This is a genomic window from Pollutimonas bauzanensis (assembly GCF_040393045.1).
GTDB classification, from domain to species: Bacteria; Pseudomonadota; Gammaproteobacteria; order Burkholderiales; family Burkholderiaceae_B; genus Pollutimonas; species Pollutimonas bauzanensis_A.
On sequence record NZ_JBEBUX010000104.1, the window covers coordinates 1 to 15,490 of the forward strand.

Consider the following 15,490-nt stretch of genomic DNA (forward strand, 5'->3'; position numbering starts at 1 on the left):
GGAAAGACGCTTATTCCCTATCGTACAAGTCTTCCAGACGCTGCAAATGAAAGTCGGTATCGCCCAGCAAGTAATCCGTATACGTCAGGCGCTTGAAATAATCGCCCACCTCCAGCTCGTCAGTCATCCCTATGCCGCCATGCGATTGCACCGCATTCTGGCCGACGAAGCGGCCAGCTTCAGCCACCGACACCTTGGCGGAAGACAATAAACGGCGGCGTTCATCGGCATCCGTTTCGCCCAACGCGCTGGCAGCGACATAAGCCATCGAGGCGGCCAGCTCTTTATGCAGCAGCATATCGGCCAGGCGATGCTGCAATACCTGGAAGTCGGCTAGCGGGCGGCCAAATTGATGACGCGTCTTGAGGTAATCGGCGGTTATTTCCACCAGCCGCTCCATCGCCCCGGCTGCATGGGCGCATATTGCCGCGATGCCATAGTCCATGGCCGCAGCCAAGGCGTCATCGGCAGCTCGCCCCTTGGCGATCAATGCCGAGGTTGGCAACTGTACGCCCTGTAATTCAATGCTGGCGCAGCGATAGCCATCTATCGTCGGGAAATCCTGCATGGCAAGACCCGCGACATCTGCCGGCACCAGGAATAGCGCGGTTTCTCCACCTAACACCGCGCTGATGATGAGTTTGTGTGCACTGGTTCCCTGCCACACCAGTTTCTTTTTCCCATCCAGAGTGAAGCCGTCCGCGCCCTCGACCGCTTGGGTCGAGGCAGGGGCCACGGCATTGCGCTGTTCGGGTTCAAGATAGGCCAGCGCGCAAACCAATGATCCCGCCGCCATCAACGGCAAACATTCGGACTTGAGCTGCTCGTTAGGACTATTCAACAATAAGGTCGTCGCCATGACCGAACTGGGAATGACAGGCTCAGAGACCAGCCCGCGGCCCAGCTCAAACTGAATGGCAATCAGCGTTGCCGGCGATTCGCCAAAACCCTCGTACTGCTCGGGAATCAGCAAGCCCGAAACACCCAAATCAGCCAGCGACTGCCATGCTTGCGAGTCCAGGCCTGGCTGTTGCGCGCGCTTGCGCCGCTGATCGAAGCTCCAATTGTCTGCGACCAGTCGACGCAGGCTATCGGTCAACATGCGCTGTTCTTCGTTATACGTAAAATCCATTTTCTTTTTTCCTGTGGAATAAAAAACCAACCGTTGGCGACCAAGTCCCTGCCGGGATGATCAAAGCATCATCTTCGCGATAATGGTCTTTTGCACTTCGGTTGTTCCTCCGTAAATAGTGGTTTTACGCATGTCGAAATAGCCTGCCGAGGCGGCTGCGGCAAACTCTGGCCCCGGCCCGAAAAAGTCTGCGTCAGACTCCATCCAGTCCGCGTCATACGGCCAGGCATCCACACCCATGACTTCCATTTGCAGCATGGCCAGATCTTGTTGAATCTCCGAGCCGCGGATTTTCAGTATCGAGGCCTGCGGACCAGGGCCCTGGTCGCTGCTTGCCGCAACCCGCAGCAACAACATTTCCAGCGCCTGGATATCGATCTCGATACGAACGATTTTTTCTTTCAGTCGTGCATTTTGCTTTGCGGGCTTGCCATCGATTAGCGTTTCGGCGGCCAGGTCTTTCAGTATCTTCAGTTCACGATGACAATGGCCTATGCCCGCTATCCCGGTTCGTTCATGACCAAGCAAATATTTGGCGTAGGTCCAGCCTTCATTCTCGGTGCCCACCAGGTTTTCAAACGGCACCTTCACATCGTCTAGCCACACTTCGTTGACGTCGACCCCGCCATCCAGCGTGCGAATGGGCCTGACGGTAACCCCGGGCTGACGCAAATCGATCAGCAGCAGGGATATCCCGCGTTGCGGCTTGGCATCGGGATCAGTGCGCGCCAGACAAAACATCCAGTCCGCGTACTGGGCCAGCGTGGTCCAGGTTTTCTGACCATTGACCACATAGCCGTCGGCGGTCCGGACAGCGCGCGTTTTCAGCGACACCAAGTCGGAACCCGCGCCAGGCTCGGAATAGCCTTGGCACCACCAGTCTTCCACCGTCTGCATCCGGGGCAGGAAGCGCGCCTGAAGTTCCGGACTGCCGTACTTCATCAATACCGGACCAATCATGCCCAGGCCGAAAGGCAAAAGGCGCGGCGCCCCGCCTTTGAAACATTCAATCTCAAAGATCAGGCGCTGCATCGGCCCCCAACCCGTACCACCAAATTCGACAGGCCAAGTCGGCGCGCCCCAGCCCTTTTGGGCCAGTATCCGATGCCAGCGTATGTAGTCGGTATTGATCAGCCGCTGGTGCTTGAGCACCTTCGCACGGATATCGGCCGGCAACTCTGCCTGCACAAAACTGCGCACTTCCTGGCGGAAGGCTCGCTCTTGTTCATTCCACGTCAAATCCATAGCACTTCTCCTTTGGGTTGGAATCTACCAAGTTAACCCCCTGCCCCACAATACCGCTTTTTAAAAGCCTCCCTTCACGTATGCCAAATGCACGGCACTTCTACTTGCAAAAGTCCCTCTTAAGCAAAACGGAATTGCCAATAAGCGTGTTTGCAAGGAGACTGAACAGCCCATGACTAACCGCATAGGGCGGCACACCGGCTCGCCTCCCTATATCGAGAAGAATGAATACGACTATAACTACACCGCGATTCATCCACGAGGTCCCGCAACGCCAAGCCACCCAGAACACGGAGGCCATCTGCCTATACCCTGAGAACGGGCCGCCCATAAGCTATGGCGAACTCTGGAATACCATCCAGGCAACAGCTGGCTGGCTTAAAGGACTAGGTGTTTCGTCAGGTCATAAAGTCATGCTGATCGGTGAGAACTGTCCTGAAATGATAAGCATGCTTTTTGCATGCAGCCTGATTGGTGCGTGGCCGGTTGGGGTCAATGCCCGCCTGAGCGCTCGCGAGATCGAGGCCATCGCCAAGCACTGTGATCCTTCCCTGATGTTTTTTACCGCGCGCGTGTCCGCCGCGGCCGAAGGCCATGCTTCCGACCACGCAGCGCTAGCGTGTGATGCCCGTGTGTTTCCGGACGGAAACCAGTATGCGGTCCTGCCCAGCAGCACGCCGCCGGAGACGCCAGAGTGTGCACAGGCGGTCGCCACATTAATCTATACCTCAGGCACAACTGGTGCGCCGAAAGGCGTCATGGTTAGCCATAAAGGCCTATTGCATTTCGCTGGCATATCGGCTGCATCGCGCCGGCTCGGCCCCGCAGACATTGCGTACGCCGCCTTGCCTATCTCGCATATTTTCGGACTGGCGACAGTACTGATGGCAACCTTCCATGCCGGCGCCAGCCTGGTCTTGCGATCCAAGTTCGACGTACAGGATGTGTTGCAATCTCTGGTAAAGCCAGGCATCAGCATGCTGCAAGGCGTGCCGACCATGTTTGTACGCCTTCTTTCAGCCACAGCGGGCCAACAAGTCAGCGCGCCTACGCTGCGCTATGTGTATACGGGCGGCGCGGCCCTGGACCCCGCACTTAAGTCCAAAGTCCAGGCTTTATTTGGCCTGCCGCTGCATCATGGCTTTGGCATCACCGAATATGCCGGTTCAGTATGCGTAACCAATATCGATGAACCGCGCGACGATTGCTCTGCCGGCTGCGTCGTCGATGGAGTGCAGGTCGAGATCAGGCGCGACGGCGTGCCGGTGGAGCCTGGCGAAAAAGGCGACATCGTCATCAAAGGCCCTGGCGTGATGCTGGGCTATTACCGCAACCCCGAACAAACCCGCGAGGCGCTGCTGCCTGAGGGCTGGCTCAATACCGGCGACATCGGCTATCTGGATGCGAACAACGCATTGTTCATTACCGGCCGCTCCAAAGATCTGATTATTCGTTCTGGGTTCAATGTATACCCCCAGGAAGTGGAAGCCGTCATTAACGCTTTTGATGGCATACGCCTGTCAGCCGTGGTCGGCCTGCGGCAAGACGACGGCAATGAAGAGGTCATTGCCTTTTATGAAACGGAGCCTGGCGCGACCCTGGATGAACAGGCGCTGGCCGCATATTTGGCGGCGAACCTGGCTCCTTATAAACGGCCTGCCCGATTGATAAAGTCGGCACAAATCCCCACCACCCTCAGTGGCAAGCTTCAAAAAGAACCTTTAAGGGCTTGCTTAACAAACAAGTCATAACAGCATGGCATCGCCATTTTACAAAAACGGGAGACAATCCATGAAACTCAAAACCGCCTTTCTATTTGCCGCAGGGCTTATGACTGCCGCCAACGTAAACGCTCAGGCCGCATGGCCGGCCCAGCCCATCAAGCTGATTGTCGGCTACTCGCCCGGCGGCCCGGTAGACACTAGCGCCCGGACTTTTGCAAAATACTTGGGTGATGAGCTCAAGCAACCGGTAATCGTAGAAAACCGCACCGGCGCCAGCGGCATGATTGCGGCTGAATCGACCTCGCGGGCTCAACCCGACGGCTACACCATCAACTTTGTGGCCAGCCCTACGCTCACCATTACGCCGTTGATTCAGAAAAATGCCAAGCTCAATCTGGATAAGGATTTCACCTACATCGGCAATATCGTCGACTACACCAATGTCCTGGTCATCAACAAAGACATTCCGGTAAAGAACATCCAGGAACTGGTTGCCTATGCCAAGAAAGATCCAAACGCTGTGTCGTTCGGATCAGCCGGCGTCGGTGCATCCAACCATCTGTCTGCCGAGTTGCTCAAGCAAAAAACCGACACAGAAATGCTGCACGTGCCATACCGCGGCAATTCGCCTGCCATGATCGACGTGATCGGCGGCAAGATCACTTATATGTTCGACATTACCAGCACGGCAATTCCTTACATCGAAAGCGGCAAAGTACGGGCGCTGGCGGTGACATCGCGTGAACGCAACGCAGGCCTGCCCAATGTACCGTCAATGGTAGAAGCCGGGGTCAAAGACTACGAGGTCACAGGTTGGTACGCGCTGATAACGCCTAAAAACCTGCCGACCGATATCCAGGAAAAGTTGTCGACCGCGCTGGCGAACGTGACCAAGAATCCCGACTTCGACAAAACCATGCAGGCTGGCGGTTACACGATCAACCTGAGCACTGGCGCCGAGCTGTTGGACAAGGCCAAGCGTGAGTATGCGATGTGGGACGAAGTGATTAAAAAGGCCAAAATAGAAACCAATTAAGCGTCGCAGAATAACGCAGCAAAAAAAGCCTCCGATTCCATGACAGAATCGGAGGCTTTTTTACACCCTAGGACCTATTCGATCGTAATGCCGGCGTCGTTGATGACTTTAGCCCACTTCTTGATTTCGCTATCCAGGAAGTTGGCAAAATCCTCGGGCGATCCTGGCATGGGTTCCGCACCGGCGGCAGCCATGGACGGACCTACCGCAGGATCCTTCAATACCGTTACCAAGTCGTGATTCAGCTTCTTGATAATGGCTGGCGGAGTCCCCTTGGGCGCCATCAGGCCAGCCCAGGAATAGGCTTCATAATTGGGCACGCCCGCTTCCGCGATAGTAGGCAAGTCGGGGGCAAGCGTTGAACGTTCAGGGTTACCCACGCCCAGGGCGATGATATGACCCGATTTGATGAACGGCAACGCCGACGGCGCGTCGGCAAACATCACCTGAACCTGCCCGCCCACCAAGTCTTGCATGGCCGGAGCACTGCCCCGATAAGGGATATGCTGCAGCTTGACGCCGGCCAGGCTATTGAACAGTTCGCCCGCCAGATGCGTACCTCCGCCAGTGCCCGACGAACTGAAGGAAACCTTGCCAGGGTTCGCCTTGGCATAAGTGATCAGCTCTTGCACGCTGCGAACCGGCAACGACGGATGCACAGCCAGGATGATAGGAAACCTGGCCACGGACCCCACGGGCTCAAAGTCAGTTTGTATGTCGTAACCCAGATCTTTGCGCAGGCTGGGCAATACCGAATGGTGAATGGCAGGAAAAAAGAAGGAGTAGCCATCCGGCTTTGCGTTAAGCGCATGCCGCGCGCCAACGATACCGCCAGCCCCAGCCTTGTTATCCACGATAGCAGGCTGGCCCCACATTTCACCCAGCGGCTTGGTCACAAAGCGGGCGGATGTATCTACAGGACCGCCAGCAGGAAACGTTACTGTGAAGTTAACAGCGCGGGTAGGCCAGGCGGTCTCGGCAGCCCATGCCATGGATGCGGGCAACGCCAGCCCCAGCATCCCCAAGCCCATGCCGGCCAACACTTGACGACGATCTATGGTTTTCATTTTTCTATCCCTAGTTCTTTCAGTATTTCTTCAGTATGTTGTCCGAGCAAAGGCGGCGCCATCCGGTATTGAACTGGCGTGGCCGAATAGCGGATAGGGCTGGCCGTGGTCGGCGTCGTGCCGGCCAGCGGGTGCGGCATGGTTTTCCAGATTTCCCGGGCCTTGACCTGCGGATTCTCGAACACCTGCTCTATCGTATTGATAGGGCCACAAGGCACGCCCACATTTTGCAATGCGGCGATCCAGTCATCGCGCGTTCGCGTCTTCATGATGGCCTCAAGCTCTGCAATCAAGGCCACACGATTAATCAAGCGCTGGCTATTGGTTGCATAATCGGGATTGACCGCCAGGTCTGGCCTGCCGATAGCGCCACAATAAGCCCGATATTGAGAATCGTTGCCCGTGGCCACAATAAGATGGCCATCGCTGGATGCGAATACCTGATAAGGCACCACATTCTGGTGCGCATTACCGGCGCGCCTGGGCGCCACGCCCGTCGTCATGTAGTTCAGATTCTGATTGGCCAGCATCGCTACGTGGCAGTCCAGCAGCGCCACATCGATATGCTGGCCCAGGCCGCTGCGATGCCTTTCTTGCAAGGCCCCCATCACCGCAACCGTTGCATACATGCCAGTGATAATGTCGGTGACCGCCACACCGGCCTTTTGGGGCCCGCCACCGGGCAAATCATCGCGCTCGCCGGTAATGCTCATCAACCCGCCCATGCCCTGGATCATGAAGTCATAACCCGGCAGTTCGGCCATGGGGCCGGTTTGCCCAAAGCCTGTGATGGAACAATAAATAAGGCGAGGATTGATTTCCTTGATGCTGTCGTAATCCAGACCGTATTTTTTCAGCCCGCCCACCTTGAAATTCTCAAGCAACACATCGCATTTCTTGGCCATTTCCCGAACCAGTTCGGCCCCTTCGGGGCTGGCGATATCGATGACGATAGAACGTTTATTTCGGTTGGTGCTTAAATAATAGGCCGCTTCGCTGGTATCGGCGCCGTCGGCGTCTTTCAGAAACGGGGGGCCCCAGGTTCGCGTATCGTCGCCCACAACGGGACGTTCAACCTTGAGCACATCGGCGCCAAGGTCAGCCAGGTTCTGGCTACACCACGGTCCGGCGAGAATCCTGGACAAGTCCAGGACTTTAATACCGTCTAGCGGCGCAACGCGTTCGCTCATGCCTTCACTCCTGCAATACCATTACTTAACACCACGATGTCGCGCTCGGCGACCTTGGCCTGAAACTGAACCGTACCAGCTTGCCCTTGCCACATCTCGACAACCAGCGTTTCTCCTGGATAAACAGGCGCCGAGAATCGCGTATTCAAATAAGCAAGGCGGTTGGGATCATAGGCGCATAATGTCTTGACGATAGCGTGCGTGGCCACACCGTAGGTGCACAAACCGTGCAAAATCGGCTGTGGATAGCCGGCCTGACGGGCCACTGCAGGATCGACATGCAATGGATTCAAATCCGCATTCAGTCGATACAGCAACGCCGCATTGGGCAGGGTGGGCAAGGCGCACACATGATCGGGCGGTGTGGACGGCACCTTGGGCAAGGCCTCGGGTGCTTCGTCGCTGGTGCCGAATCCGCCATCGGCGCGGCAGAAGGTAACCTGCTGAACCGTCGCCAGCAGATCTTCATTGGCGGCGTTATAAATTTTGCGCTCGGTCACGACCAGCGCGCCTTTATCGGCGCCCTTGTCGATAACGTGCGATATGCGGCTACGCCCAATGACCTCGCCAGACGCGGGGAAAGGCTGATGAAAGGCCATGCGCTGCTCGCCATGCACCAGCTTGACCCACGTAATTCCCGCCTTGGGGTCTTTCATCCAGAACCCCGGGTAGCCCAGTACGGCGGCCATGCTGGGGAACACCTTCAGGTTCGCCTCATACACAAACGGCAGCTGCGATTCATCCAGCGGGTCTTGCGCCAGCCCGATACTAAGGGCGTACAACATCACGTCCTTCTCGGTGTAGGCCTGGCGCACATCCGCAAACTGCCAGTTCTTGATCAGATCGTAATCGATTGCCATGATGCTTCCTTAGATGGGATCCCAACCGATCACTTCAGGCGAACGTTCAAGCTTGAAAAAATCATTCTTCATGGCGGGTATCGCGATTTCAGCGATGTCTTCCGGCGTCCAGCCTGTCGACATATGCACGGAGCGTATAGGGCGCGGTTGGCTGAACAGCATAATTTCATTGGCGCGCACCGCAAAAATCTGCCCGGTGACTTCGCTGGCGGCGTCGCTGCCCAAGTACACCACCAACGGCGCGATCTTGCCCGCTTCCATTTTCTGCAGTTTCAGCACACGGGCTTTCTCTTCCGGCGTTTCAGCAGGAATCGAACTGGTCATGGCGGTCCACGCGAACGGCGCGATGCAGTTGGAGCGCACATTGAAACGCGACATGTCCAGGGCGATGGACTTCGACAAGCCCACAATACCCATTTTGGCTGCGGAATAGTTGGCCTGCCCGAAATTGCCGATCAGGCCCGACGTCGAAGTCATGTGCACATAGGCGCCGGATTCCTGCTGGCGGAAATAAGGGGCCGCCGCACGGCTGACATTGAACGAACCGTTCAAGTGCACGTCCAGGACTTGCGACCACTCCTCTTCGCTCATCTTATGAAATAGACGATCGCGCAAATTGCCAGCATTATTAACGACGATATCGATTTTTCCGTACACATCGACCGCCGTTTGCACAATCTGTTCAGCGCTGGCGCGGCTTGCCACACTGTCGGTGTTCGCCACGGCCTGGCCGCCGGCTGCCTTGATCTCGTCTACCACGCTTTGCGCCTGGGCCGCACCAATATCGTTGACCACGACGCGCGCACCGGCAGCCGCCAACGCCAGGGCAATGCCCTTACCTATGCCGCCGCCTGCACCGGTGACTACAGCTACCTTGCCCGTTACGATATCGCCCATTTCTTGAATCTCCATGTTGTCTGATGTATTGCTGCAGGCCACGCCTGCGTTCGCCGACCGGCGCAGCCAATCACAGTAGAGTAAATCACTATGGGCTTCAACTTCATTTTCAGAAAGAGCGACTTAACCCCTCATTAAGTGACAGTAAACCCTTACTTAACAAGTGCAAAACACAGGCCTAATAAAAACGAGATTCCCATTCCGGCGAAACAAGCCCGACAATAGGCCAACTATCATTGGAGGACATATCAGCATGTCGGATGCAACATCATCGTCGGCAGTGGGCGCCGATAAGTATTATCGCGACCAACTGGACCAAGGCAATTTTCTGATTCAACGCTGCCAATCTTGCGCGACCGGGGTTTTCTACCCCCGCATGATCTGCCCGCACTGTGGATCTGACAAGCTTGAGTGGTTTGCGCCTTCGGGCAATGGCGTGGTGTATTCGACGACTGTCGTTCGTCGCAAAGCCGAGCACGGCGGCGACTACAACGTGGCGCTCATCGATCTGGCCGAAGGCCCCCGCATGATGTCGCGCGTCGAAGGCGTGGCGCCCGACGCCGTCTCCATCGGCATGCCTGTAACGGCCCGCGTGGCGGATGGGGAAAACGGAAAGTTGGTCGTGTTCACTGTAGCGGAGACAAAATAATGATAGACAAGAAACTTCGCGGCGCCGTCGCCATCGCAGGTGTTGGGCAGGCAGGTCTCGGACAGGCCCATGGCTTTACCGAAATGGAAATTCTAGTGCAAGCCGCCCATCGCGCAGTGGCCGACGCCGGCCTGACCATGCAGGATATCGATGGCATCGCCACCGCAAGCGTGTCGGCCTCGATGTGGGCCATGCCTGTCATTGAACACTTGGGCATCAAGCCCACTTTCGTCGACAGCACCATGCTGGGAGGCTCAAGCTTTGTCGCTCACCTGATGCCCGCCATCCATGCGCTGGAATCAGGCCAATGCAATGCCGTGCTGGTCTGCTATGGCAGCACGCAACGCACCTCGACGATGAGCCGTGCCGAAATCGGCACCATCAGGAGCAAGCTGGACCCGCAGCCCTACGAAGCCCCCTACAACCCGCTGAACCCGCTAAGCTCATACGCTTTAGTGGCCGCGCGCCACATGCATCAGTATGGCACCCGCCGCGAACACCTGGCAGAAGTGGCAGTGGCTGCACGTCGGTGGGCCCAATTAAACCCTGAAGCCAGCCAGCGTGACCCGCTGACTATTGAAGAAGTGCTGTCATCGCGCATGGTGTCGGATCCCCTATCGGTTCGAGACTGCTGCCTGGTCACCGACGGCGCAGGCGCCTACGTGCTGGTACGTGCTGACAGGGCCAAAGACCTGAAACAAAAGCCGGTCTATGTACTGGGTAATTCCACCGCTGTCTGGAATCGTCAAATCTCGTCCATGGCCGACCTGACGGTAACCGCCGCGCAGCAATCAGGCCGCCTGGCCTTCGAAATGGCCGGTCTTGCGCCGAAGGACATTGACGTCGTCGAGCTTTATGACGCTTTTACTATTAATACCATTTTGTTCCTTGAAGACTTGGGCTTCTGCAAAAAGGGCGAAGGCGGCGATTTTGTGAGCAACGGCGCCATCGCCCCCGGCGGCCGTCTCCCCGTCAATACCAACGGCGGCGGCCTGTCTTGCATACATCCAGGCATGTACGGCATTTTCATCATGATTGAAGCAGTCAGGCAACTGCGCGCAAGCTGCGGCGAGCGCCAGATTGCGGGCGCCGAGACAGCACTGGTGCATGGCAATGGCGGAACGCTGTCCAGCCAGTCCACCGCCATTCTTGGCACGCAGGCAGCGCTTTAGCGCGCTGTACCAACTCACCAGGACAGCCTCCACAAGGATCAACAATGAAGCTTAGCCGACTTTCAAGTATCGCCGCCGCCATGGCGCTTATCCTTCCCCTGTGCGCTCAGGCAGCATGGCCGGATCGCCCCATCACCATCATTGTTCCAGCAGCGCCCGGCGGCACAACCGATATCGCCACTCGTCTGCTTAGCGAGAAGTTGGCCAAAGAACTGGACACATCGGTCGTGGTGGAGAACCGCGCTGGCGCTGCCGGCATCATTGGCACACAGCAGCTGGTCCGCTCCGCGCCTGATGGCTACACACTGATCATGGGCAACATCGGGCCCAATGCGATCAACTACAGCATGTACAAAAAGCTGCCGTACACGCCGGAAGACTTTACTCCGATCACACTGGTCATTTCCGTGCCGAACGTTCTGGTCGTGAATACAGAGTCGCCAGCAAAGGACGTCAAAGATCTCATCAAGAGAGGCAAGGAAAAACCTGAAAGCTATACCTTCGGTAGTTCAGGCGCCGGCCAGTCGCCGCATCTATCGGGCGAACTCTTTAAACAGCGCGCCGGCATTGAGGCAACCCACGTCCCCTATAAAGGTGCGGGTCCCGCAGTTGCCGCCTTGCTGGGCAACCAGTTCACCTTCATGATAGACAACCTGCCCAGCTCCCTGGGATCCATCAAATCAGGCAAGTTCCGTGCGTTGGCGGTCACCAGCGATGAGCGCGTCAGCGAGCTTCCCGATGTGCCCACCATGGCTGAAGCCGGCGTATCCGATATGGTAGTAACCGCCTGGTTTGGTTTGCTCGCTCCCAAGGGAACCCCGCAAGACGTCGTCGACAAAATCTACGCTGGCGCCAAAGCGGCGCTCGATACACCAGAACTGCAAACCCGTTTCAAGGAAATGGGCGGCAAGGCCGGAGGCAATACGCCTGCGGAGTTCGGTTCATTTATTACTGCAGAGCGCGCGCGCTGGGAAGCCACCGTCAAGGCGGCCAACCTGACGGCCACCAACTAATGATTAACAAGATCAAATCATCGCTGACCGAAGCGGTGCAAATCATTCCTGACGGCGCAAGCGTCCTGATCGGCGGCTTCGGCGAAACGGGCATCCCTTTCGAGCTAATCGATGCCTTGCTGGACCTGGGCACGCGCGACCTGACCATCATCAGCAACAATGCCGGCGCCGGTGAGCGCGGCATTGCAGCGCTGGTTGCAGCCAAGCGTGTACGCAAAGCCATTTGCTCTCACCCTCGTCCGCCCAATTCCGAAATATTCGCCAAGGCATACCGTGCGGGCGAACTCGAGCTGGAATGCGTACCGCAAGGCACCTTGGCAGAGCGCTTGCGCGCCGCTGGCGCCGGGCTGGGCCCGTTCTTTACCCCTACTGGCTATGGAACACGGGTCGCCGAAGGCAAAGAACAACGAGTGGTCGACGGCAGGGGCTACGTGCTTGAACAGCCTCTGTCCGCCGATTTTGCCTTGATCCGCGCGCATCACGGGGATCGCATGGGCAACCTGACCTACCGCCTGGCCGCCCGCAATTTCAACCCCGTCATGAGCATGGCTGCCCGGCACACCATTGCCCAGGTCGATGTCATTGTCCAGGTGGGCGACATTCCTCCTGAACAAGTGATGACGCAGGCTATATTCGTTCAATCCGTTGTTCTGGCAGGCAAGAAACATGACTGATTTCCTTTCGCTGAATCGACAGCAAATTGCCCAGCTGGTTGCACACGACATTCCCGAAGGAGCAACCGTCAATCTGGGCATAGGTATGCCTACACTGGTTGCCGACTACCTGCCCGCCGAACGGGAAGTGCTGCTTCACAGTGAAAACGGCATACTGGGCATGGGGCAAACCGCACTGGATGACGATATCGACCTGGACTTGATCAATGCCAGCCGCGTTCCCGTCACCTTGCTGGCGGGTGCCTCTATCACCGAGCACACGATCTCGTTTGCCATGATGCGCGGCGGCCACCTTGATTTCTCTATTCTTGGCGGTTTCCAGGTCGCCCCCAATGGCGATTTGGCCAACTGGATTACCGATGCGCACGATGCCATTCCAGCCATAGGCGGCGCCATGGACCTGGCCGTCGGCGCAAAGCGTGTGCTGATCATGATGGACCACACCACCAAGCAGGGCGAACCCAAGCTGCTGGACACCTGCTCTTATCCATTGACCGGCGTCGGGGTCGTCGATACCGTTTACACAAACTTGGCTATTGTGGACGTGCTTGACGGCAAGTTCACCGTAAGGGCGCTTGTCCAGGGAATGACCATGAAACAGCTTCAGCAACGGACCGGGGCGCCGCTCTATGCGTCGCCTGATATGAAAACCATTTCACTCACCCACGACGGAGAACCCCAGCTCGTATAACGCCTAAACCATAACAAAAGCGGGCCACAGGCCCGTTCTGCATTCCAGGAGACAACACCATGACAATAAGCAAATCGATCCTCCGGCTTGCCGCCATGACAGCCCTGCTGTTTGGCAGCGCCCTGCAAGCACAAGACTTTCCCAACCAGCCCATCAAGCTACTTATCCCCTACCCGCCTGGTGGCAGCGCCGACATGCTGGCCAGGCCGCTGACAGCATCGCTGCAAAAAGAGCTGGGGCAACCGGTGGTCCTGGAATACAAAGCTGGCGCAGGCGGCACGATTGCGAGTGCGCAACTGGCCCGTTCCAAGCCCGACGGCCACACGATATTAATGGTGCTCGCAGCGCACGCCATCAATCCCAACCTGTATGCCAATCTGCCTTATGATACGCGCAAGGACTTCACCCCCGTATCACTGGTCGCAACACTGCCGCTGCTGGTCGCGGCGCCATTTGCCACGCCGGCCAACAACATACAAGAACTCGTGGCTTACGCGAAGTCCAACCCTGACAAATTGACGTTTGCCTCGGCCGGAAATGGCAACACCAGCCACCTTGCCGCCGAAATGTTCAAATCCACGGCTGGCATCAAAATGCTGCATATTCCTTACAAAGGAAGCGGCCCTGCCGTCGTGGCATTGCTGGCAGGCGACGTATCGCTGATGTTTGACAGCATTTCAACCTCGCTTCCCCAGGTAACGTCCAATAAACTCAAAGCCTTGGCAGTTACTGGCGCCAAACGCTCAGCACTATTGCCCGACGTACCCACCATTAAAGAATCGGGCTACCCTGACTTCGTCGTGGACGGCTGGTATGGCATTCTTGCTCCCGCCGGAACGCCTAAACCCATTGTGGACAAACTGAACAAAGCGTTCGCCAACGCCGCGCGCACGCCAGCCATAAAGAAACAACTGGAAGGCTTTGGCTATGAAGTTGTCGCATCCAGCCCTGACGAATTCGGCCAGCATATTGAAAACGAGCTGAATCGCTGGGAAAAAACCGTCAAGGAAGCAGGCGTAACGATGCAGTAGCCGTTCGCCCCAGGGGCTTGAGACGCGCCGGCAAGCGGAGTACCATGCAACGCTTGCCGTCGAGGCATCCTGGGATATAAGCGTACATGATTGATTTCAAGCAGATCGAAGCCTTCGTCTGGGTTGCAGAACTCGGCGGGTTTCGCGCTGCCTCGGAAAAACTCAATACGACACAGCCCGCCATCTCGCAGCGGATTGCAGCGATGGAAGCTATCATGGCCGTGCGCTTGTTCGAACGAGGGGCACGCGGCATCAAGCTGACCGAAAAGGGCCAGGAACTGCTTTCCCATGCGCAGCGCATGCTCGATATGCGCCAGGAAATGCTGCGTGTCGCCAAAGAACACAATGCCATCGGCGGGACGCTGCGCCTGGGCGTTGCCGAAACACTGGTGCAAACCTGGCTGCACGAACTCATAGAGCGTCTGCACAACACCTACCCTGCCCTTATCGTTGAAATCCACGTAGATACGACTCATGTCCTGCGTGCCCAGCTCGTATCCCATCAGATCGACCTGGCGCTATTGGTCGGCACCTCGCAAGAAGCTAAGGAACAGCACTTGCATCTGTGCGACCATTCCCTGGTGTGGGTGGCAAGCCCAAGCCTGAAGCTGCATGGCCGGAAAATTTCCGTCTCTGACCTGGCCCCTTACCCCGTCATCACCTACCCAGCCGTCAGCCTGCCTTACCGCGAGGTCAAGGCGGTATTAATCGACGCCGGCGTCAAAGCACCCAGGATATACGGCTGCGCATCGCTGAGCACCATCGTTCACATGACCCGCCGGGGCATCGGGCCTTGTGTCATTGCGCCCGAAGTCATTGCTGAAGAGCTATCGCAAGGCAAGTTATGCCTGCTGGACGTGGGCAGTCGTTTACCCGATATCAGTTTCTTTGCATGTTGGATGGAATCACCCGATAATTACACTGTGCGCACTGTAGCAAGACTGGCACAAGAAATCGCCGCGCAATCGGCGCCATCCAGGTCATAAATATTTCTTATAGCCCCGCATCCGAACTAACAATTGGACACTGCTGGCAAGATAGGCTGCAATCACGGAGGTCGGATTTAACATCAACAACGGGTTAAGGCGCTTCCATGAACAGTACAAACG

General features: G+C 57.0%; 15 protein-coding genes. 9 read left to right on the top strand and 6 right to left on the bottom strand.

Features of this window, described 5'->3' with window-relative positions; all coding sequences use genetic code 11:
* Positions 1 to 10: 10 nt before the first annotated feature.
* Both ABWO67_RS14725 and ABWO67_RS14730 read right to left on the bottom strand, forming a co-directional pair.
* The gene (locus ABWO67_RS14725; protein WP_353152810.1) at positions 11 to 1,132 is read right to left on the bottom strand and encodes an acyl-CoA dehydrogenase family protein; all 1,122 of its coding nucleotides are present in this window, start codon (positions 1,130 to 1,132) and stop codon (positions 11 to 13) included.
* 60 nt (positions 1,133 to 1,192) lie between these two features.
* The gene (locus tag ABWO67_RS14730) at positions 1,193 to 2,377 is read right to left on the bottom strand and encodes an acyl-CoA dehydrogenase family protein (protein WP_353152812.1); all 1,185 of its coding nucleotides are present in this window, start codon (positions 2,375 to 2,377) and stop codon (positions 1,193 to 1,195) included.
* A 224-nt stretch (positions 2,378 to 2,601) separates the two neighbouring features.
* Here ABWO67_RS14730 and ABWO67_RS14735 point away from each other — a divergent pair, with 224 nt between their 5' ends.
* Both ABWO67_RS14735 and ABWO67_RS14740 read left to right on the top strand, forming a co-directional pair.
* Entirely contained in the window at positions 2,602 to 4,128 is a 1,527-nt protein-coding gene (locus tag ABWO67_RS14735) for a class I adenylate-forming enzyme family protein (RefSeq protein WP_353152814.1), read from the top strand.
* Positions 4,129 to 4,168: 40 nt separating this feature from the next.
* Complete coding sequence (locus ABWO67_RS14740; RefSeq protein ID WP_502930025.1) at positions 4,169 to 5,137, top strand: Bug family tripartite tricarboxylate transporter substrate binding protein; 969 nt, start codon at positions 4,169 to 4,171, stop codon at positions 5,135 to 5,137.
* Between the two features lie 74 nt (positions 5,138 to 5,211).
* Here the strand turns inward: ABWO67_RS14740 and ABWO67_RS14745 are convergent, their stop codons facing one another.
* The 4 genes from ABWO67_RS14745 to ABWO67_RS14760 are packed head-to-tail and all read right to left on the bottom strand — an operon-like array spanning position 5,212 to position 9,151.
* On the bottom strand, positions 5,212 to 6,204 hold the full coding sequence (locus ABWO67_RS14745; RefSeq protein ID WP_353152816.1) for a Bug family tripartite tricarboxylate transporter substrate binding protein: 993 nt from the start codon (positions 6,202 to 6,204) through the stop codon (positions 5,212 to 5,214).
* Positions 6,201 to 7,394 (bottom strand): CaiB/BaiF CoA transferase family protein, encoded by a 1,194-nt coding sequence (locus ABWO67_RS14750; protein ID WP_353152818.1) that lies wholly within the window; start codon positions 7,392 to 7,394, stop codon positions 6,201 to 6,203. Before ABWO67_RS14750 ends, ABWO67_RS14745 begins: the two co-directional genes overlap by 4 nt.
* Complete coding sequence (locus ABWO67_RS14755) at positions 7,391 to 8,254, bottom strand: MaoC/PaaZ C-terminal domain-containing protein (protein ID WP_353152820.1); 864 nt, start codon at positions 8,252 to 8,254, stop codon at positions 7,391 to 7,393. The genes ABWO67_RS14750 and ABWO67_RS14755 overlap by 4 nt, the downstream gene beginning before the upstream one ends.
* A gap of 9 nt (positions 8,255 to 8,263) precedes the next feature.
* Positions 8,264 to 9,151 (bottom strand): SDR family NAD(P)-dependent oxidoreductase, encoded by an 888-nt coding sequence (locus ABWO67_RS14760; protein WP_353152836.1) that lies wholly within the window; start codon positions 9,149 to 9,151, stop codon positions 8,264 to 8,266.
* A 253-nt stretch (positions 9,152 to 9,404) separates the two neighbouring features.
* Between ABWO67_RS14760 and ABWO67_RS14765 the strand changes: the two genes are divergently transcribed.
* The 7 genes from ABWO67_RS14765 to ABWO67_RS14795 all read left to right on the top strand — a co-directional run bounded on the left by ABWO67_RS14765 (position 9,405) and on the right by ABWO67_RS14795 (position 15,367).
* Positions 9,405 to 9,800 carry a Zn-ribbon domain-containing OB-fold protein gene (locus tag ABWO67_RS14765; protein WP_353152822.1) on the top strand — a complete coding sequence of 132 codons (396 nt, stop codon included), beginning with the start codon at positions 9,405 to 9,407 and terminating at the stop codon, positions 9,798 to 9,800.
* On the top strand, positions 9,800 to 10,972 hold the full coding sequence (locus tag ABWO67_RS14770; RefSeq protein WP_353152824.1) for a thiolase family protein: 1,173 nt from the start codon (positions 9,800 to 9,802) through the stop codon (positions 10,970 to 10,972). Before ABWO67_RS14765 ends, ABWO67_RS14770 begins: the two co-directional genes overlap by 1 nt.
* Positions 10,973 to 11,016: 44 nt before the next feature.
* Positions 11,017 to 11,985: a Bug family tripartite tricarboxylate transporter substrate binding protein gene (locus tag ABWO67_RS14775; RefSeq protein WP_502930026.1), complete on the top strand. Its 969-nt coding sequence runs from the start codon at positions 11,017 to 11,019 to the stop codon at positions 11,983 to 11,985.
* Positions 11,985 to 12,659 carry a 3-oxoacid CoA-transferase subunit A gene (locus ABWO67_RS14780; RefSeq protein WP_353152826.1) on the top strand — a complete coding sequence of 225 codons (675 nt, stop codon included), beginning with the start codon at positions 11,985 to 11,987 and terminating at the stop codon, positions 12,657 to 12,659. The genes ABWO67_RS14775 and ABWO67_RS14780 overlap by 1 nt, the downstream gene beginning before the upstream one ends.
* Complete coding sequence (locus ABWO67_RS14785) at positions 12,652 to 13,350, top strand: 3-oxoacid CoA-transferase subunit B (RefSeq protein WP_353152828.1); 699 nt, start codon at positions 12,652 to 12,654, stop codon at positions 13,348 to 13,350. The genes ABWO67_RS14780 and ABWO67_RS14785 overlap by 8 nt, the downstream gene beginning before the upstream one ends.
* Before the next feature lie 59 nt (positions 13,351 to 13,409).
* Complete coding sequence (locus ABWO67_RS14790) at positions 13,410 to 14,381, top strand: Bug family tripartite tricarboxylate transporter substrate binding protein (RefSeq protein WP_353152830.1); 972 nt, start codon at positions 13,410 to 13,412, stop codon at positions 14,379 to 14,381.
* Positions 14,382 to 14,467: 86 nt separating this feature from the next.
* A complete protein-coding gene (locus tag ABWO67_RS14795) occupies positions 14,468 to 15,367 on the top strand; it encodes a LysR family transcriptional regulator (protein ID WP_353152832.1) in 900 nt (299 codons plus the stop codon).
* The last annotated feature ends 123 nt before the right edge of the window (positions 15,368 to 15,490 follow it).

Excerpts from the sequence above, each read along its gene's own strand:
- ABWO67_RS14725 (WP_353152810.1), bottom strand. The coding sequence starts at position 1,132 with ATGGATTTTACGTATAACGAAGAACAGCGCATGTTGACCGATAGCCTG.
- ABWO67_RS14730 (WP_353152812.1), bottom strand. The coding sequence starts at position 2,377 with ATGGATTTGACGTGGAATGAACAAGAGCGAGCCTTCCGCCAGGAAGTG.
- ABWO67_RS14735 (WP_353152814.1), top strand. The coding sequence starts at position 2,602 with ATGAATACGACTATAACTACACCGCGATTCATCCACGAGGTCCCGCAA.
- ABWO67_RS14740 (WP_502930025.1), top strand. The coding sequence starts at position 4,169 with ATGAAACTCAAAACCGCCTTTCTATTTGCCGCAGGGCTTATGACTGCC.
- ABWO67_RS14745 (WP_353152816.1), bottom strand. The coding sequence starts at position 6,204 with ATGAAAACCATAGATCGTCGTCAAGTGTTGGCCGGCATGGGCTTGGGG.
- ABWO67_RS14750 (WP_353152818.1), bottom strand. The coding sequence starts at position 7,394 with ATGAGCGAACGCGTTGCGCCGCTAGACGGTATTAAAGTCCTGGACTTG.
- ABWO67_RS14755 (WP_353152820.1), bottom strand. The coding sequence starts at position 8,254 with ATGGCAATCGATTACGATCTGATCAAGAACTGGCAGTTTGCGGATGTG.
- ABWO67_RS14760 (WP_353152836.1), bottom strand. The coding sequence starts at position 9,151 with ATGGGCGATATCGTAACGGGCAAGGTAGCTGTAGTCACCGGTGCAGGC.
- ABWO67_RS14765 (WP_353152822.1), top strand. The coding sequence starts at position 9,405 with ATGTCGGATGCAACATCATCGTCGGCAGTGGGCGCCGATAAGTATTAT.
- ABWO67_RS14770 (WP_353152824.1), top strand. The coding sequence starts at position 9,800 with ATGATAGACAAGAAACTTCGCGGCGCCGTCGCCATCGCAGGTGTTGGG.
- ABWO67_RS14775 (WP_502930026.1), top strand. The coding sequence starts at position 11,017 with ATGAAGCTTAGCCGACTTTCAAGTATCGCCGCCGCCATGGCGCTTATC.
- ABWO67_RS14780 (WP_353152826.1), top strand. The coding sequence starts at position 11,985 with ATGATTAACAAGATCAAATCATCGCTGACCGAAGCGGTGCAAATCATT.
- ABWO67_RS14785 (WP_353152828.1), top strand. The coding sequence starts at position 12,652 with ATGACTGATTTCCTTTCGCTGAATCGACAGCAAATTGCCCAGCTGGTT.
- ABWO67_RS14790 (WP_353152830.1), top strand. The coding sequence starts at position 13,410 with ATGACAATAAGCAAATCGATCCTCCGGCTTGCCGCCATGACAGCCCTG.
- ABWO67_RS14795 (WP_353152832.1), top strand. The coding sequence starts at position 14,468 with ATGATTGATTTCAAGCAGATCGAAGCCTTCGTCTGGGTTGCAGAACTC.